The 3,264-nt window shown below is 74.7% G+C and carries 4 protein-coding genes; all 4 read right to left on the bottom strand.

The genetic code is table 11. From position 1 onward, the window contains the following. Window positions 1–452 (bottom strand): hypothetical protein (locus tag JNW89_RS32210; protein WP_238451928.1); only part of this gene is annotated, 452 nt, incomplete at its 3' end. Continuing rightward, complete coding sequence (locus JNW89_RS32205) at window positions 449–1,465, bottom strand: TauD/TfdA family dioxygenase (RefSeq protein ID WP_238451927.1); 1,017 nt, start codon at window positions 1,463–1,465, stop codon at window positions 449–451. The genes JNW89_RS32210 and JNW89_RS32205, both read right to left, overlap by 4 nt. Then, the gene (locus JNW89_RS32200) at window positions 1,462–2,535 is read right to left on the bottom strand and encodes a TauD/TfdA family dioxygenase (RefSeq protein ID WP_238451926.1); all 1,074 of its coding nucleotides are present in this window, start codon (window positions 2,533–2,535) and stop codon (window positions 1,462–1,464) included. The genes JNW89_RS32205 and JNW89_RS32200 overlap by 4 nt, the downstream gene beginning before the upstream one ends. Then, a partial coding sequence (locus JNW89_RS32195; RefSeq protein ID WP_238451925.1) for a condensation domain-containing protein occupies window positions 2,532–3,264 on the bottom strand: 733 nt, incomplete at its 5' end. The genes JNW89_RS32195 and JNW89_RS32200, both read right to left, overlap by 4 nt.

The following is a 3,264-nucleotide window of genomic DNA, read 5'->3' as shown; positions in this document are numbered from 1 at the left end:
GGCGCGGTCGGCGCGGGGGCCGGGGCCTGCTCCCGCTCCTCGAGCTGCCACTCGGCGACGTCGAGGAACTGCAACGCCTCTGAGTCGTCCGGCAGCGCCTCGCCGGCGTAGGCGCGGGCCAGGTCGGCGAGGACCAGGCGCAGGCTGGCCGGGTCGGCGATCAGCGGGGTGGCGGTCAGCTCCAGCGCGTCGTCGGTGAGGGTGACCGACAGGTCGCCCTGCGCGCCGACCACCACGGCCCGGCTGTCGTCCACGTCCTGCAACGGCACCCGCAGGCCGGGGTGGTGCACCAGGGTCAGCCGCAGCGCCTCGTGCCGGGCCACCACCGTGTCGACGGCGGCCTGCAACCGCGCCCGGTCCAGGGGCCGGGCGAGCCGGACCCGGGCCCGGACCAGATCCTGCTTTCCCGACCAGGCCAGGCGCTGGGTCGGCGACAGACGGTACCCGTTCACCGCACACTCCGGTTGACGTAGAGATCGGACATGGCGACGAGGATCTGCCGGTCGCCGCTGAAGGGCTCGCGCCCGTGGGTGGCCAGGAAGTTGTCCACCACCAGCACGTCGCCGCGCTGCCAGGGCACCGAGACGGCGTGCCGCCGGTACAGCTCGCGGATGCCGGTGACCACCTCGTCGGGGATCGGTTCGCCGTCGCCGTAGTACGCGTTGCGGGGCAGCCCGTCCGGGCCGTACTCGCGCAGCAGCGCGCCGGACACCTCCGCCGGCATGTTGGAGACGTGGAACAGGTGGGCGTGGTTGAACCAGACCGTCTCCCCGGTACGCGGGTGGGTGGCGACCGCCTGCCGCCGGGCCCGGGTCCGCAGCCCGTCCGAGCCCAACCAGGTGAACTCGGTCGCCGAGGCGGCGCAGTACGCCTCCACCTCCGCCCGGTCGGTGGTCTGGAACGCCTCCTGCCAGGGCAGGTCCAGGTGCGGCCCGTAGTTGCGCATGTAGCAGACACCCGAGCGGAGGAACCGCTCCCGCACCTCGGCCGGGATCAGCGGCGTGATGACCCGCTCGCTGGCCAGCGGGGTCGCCCCGCCGCTGCCGGTGGCCGGCTGCTCGCACCAGAAGTAGAGGTGGGTGGGCCAGTTGTGCGAGTACGACATCTCGTGGTGCAGCGGGATCCACTGCTCGGCGTTGAACTCGGTGGAGGTGAAAACCCGGTCGGCGACCTCGTGGCGGGGGGCGGCCCGCTCCAGGTAGCCGAGCAGGTCCGGGCTGACCGCCCGGGCGGCCTGGCCGAAGTCGTCGGCGGTGCGCACCTCGAAGCCGCGGAAGAACACCGCGCCGTGGCGGTCCAGGTCCCGCAGCAGCTCCTCGCGCCGGCCCGCGAGCCAGCCCGCCAGGTCGAGGTCGGGCACGGCCGCCTCGACGAGCAGCACGAACTCCTCGTCCACGAGCACCCGCCGGGACACCGGCGAGGCGACGGTGCCGGTACCGCGCCGACGCGGCGCCGGCCCGCTCATGCCCGGCCTCCCGTCGCGGCCGGCGCGGTGCCCGAGCGGACCGCCTCGGTCAGCTCGGGCGCGGCGACCGGGTCGGACATCGCGGTGAGGATCCGCCGGGGCGGGGTGAACGGCTCCCGCGCATGGGCGGCCAGCATGTTCTCCACGAGCAGCACGTCGCCGCGCTGCCAGTCGAAGGAGCGGGTCTCGGCGGCGTACGCCGCCCGCAGCTCGGCCAGCACCTCGTCCGGAATGGGCGTGCCGTCCCCGTACGCGGTCTGGTAGGGCAGGTTCTCCTCGTCGAGGGCGGCCCGCAGGCCGGCGCTGACGTCCTCGGGCAGGGAGCTGACGTGGAAGAAGAGCGCGTGGTTGAACCAGGTCCGCTCCCCGGTGACCGGGTGGCGGCGGACCGCCGGGCGGACCTGCCGGGTACGCAGCTGCGCCTCGCCCACCCACTCCACGTCGATCAGCGCCCGGGCGCAGTACGCCTCCACCTCTTCGCGCCGTTCGGTCTGGAAGGCGGTCTGCCAGGGCAGGCTGATGCCGGGCAGGTAGTTGCGCCGGTAGCGCACCCCGCGCCGCTCGAACTCGGCGACGGTCTCCGGGCGGAGCCGGGCGAGCACCCGGCGGCTGTCCGCGAGGGGGGTACGCCCACCGGCGGCCGGCGCCACCTCGCAGTGGAACACGATGCGCAGCGGCCAGTTCACCGTGTACGACTGCTCGTTGTGCAGCACGATCGGCTGGTCGGCCGGGTGCTCGGTGGAGGTGTACACCCCCTCGGTGACCTGGCTGCGCGGTGAGGAGCGTTCGCCGTAGGAGAGCACGTCCTCGGAGAGCGCGGCCATCACGGTGCGGAAGTCGCCGGCGCCGGCCACGGCGAAGCCGCGGAACAGCACCGCCCCCGCCCGGCGGGCCAGCTCGTCGACCTCGTCGCGGTGGCCGGCCAGCCAGCCGGCCAGGTCGACGTCGGGCACGTTGGCCCGGACCAGCGCCGGCAGTGGGCCGTCGGGCCAGTCGGGGTGGACGTCCACCAGGTTCCGGTCACGGCCGCGACGGGGGATGGGCCGCGCGACCCGGGTCTGCTCAGTCATGTGTCACTCCCAGCGGTGTCGACGCAGTCGGCCAGACTGCGCCGCGCGTCGGCGGCGGCGGTACGCAGCAGCGCGGTGAACCGGCGGTGCCACGCGACCACCCCGTCGTGGTCGAACAGGTCGGTGCGGTACGTCCAGAGCGCCGCCAGCCCGTCCCGCCGCTCGTCGAGCCAGAGGGTCAGGTCGAGCCGGGCGGTGTCGGGGGTCAGCTCCACGCCGGTGAACTCGACGCCGGCCGTGTCGCGGTGCCGGGCCGCCGGGGCGTTCTGCACGCCGAAGGCGACCTGCACCAGCGGGTTGCGGTGCGGCCGGCGGGTAGGTCGGAGTCGTTCCACCAGCAGGTCGAAGGGGACGTCCTGGTGGGCCGCGGCGAACAGGGTGACCCGGCGGGCCTCGTCGAGCAGATCGGCGAAGCGGCGGTCGGGTGCGGGACGCAGCCGCAGCGGCAGCGTGTTGACGTAGCAGCCGACGCTCTGCTCGGCGGCGACGCTGGTCCGGCCGGCGAAGGCGACGCCGATCAGCAGGTCGTGCCGGCCGGTGGCCGTGCCGAGCAGGGTGGCGAAGGCGGCCAGCCCGACCATGTGCAGGCTGACCCGCTCGGCCCGGGCCAGCTCGCGTACCGCTTCGGCGGTGTCGGCGTCCACCATGGTCCGGAGGGCGGCGCCGGACGGCGGCTTGTCGCCGGGCCGGGCGCCGGACGGCGGGTGTTCGTCAGGCCGGGCACCGGTC

Source organism: Micromonospora sp. 4G55 (assembly GCF_016803375.1).
The sequence above is the reverse complement of the archived record's forward strand: the minus strand, read 5'-3'. Positions and strand labels throughout refer to the sequence as shown.

Bases quoted from the DNA above. Each gene is read 5' to 3' on its own strand.
- JNW89_RS32205 (WP_238451927.1), bottom strand. From the start codon at position 1,465: ATGAGCGGGCCGGCGCCGCGTCGGCGCGGTACCGGCACCGTCGCCTCG.
- JNW89_RS32200 (WP_238451926.1), bottom strand. From the start codon at position 2,535: ATGACTGAGCAGACCCGGGTCGCGCGGCCCATCCCCCGTCGCGGCCGT.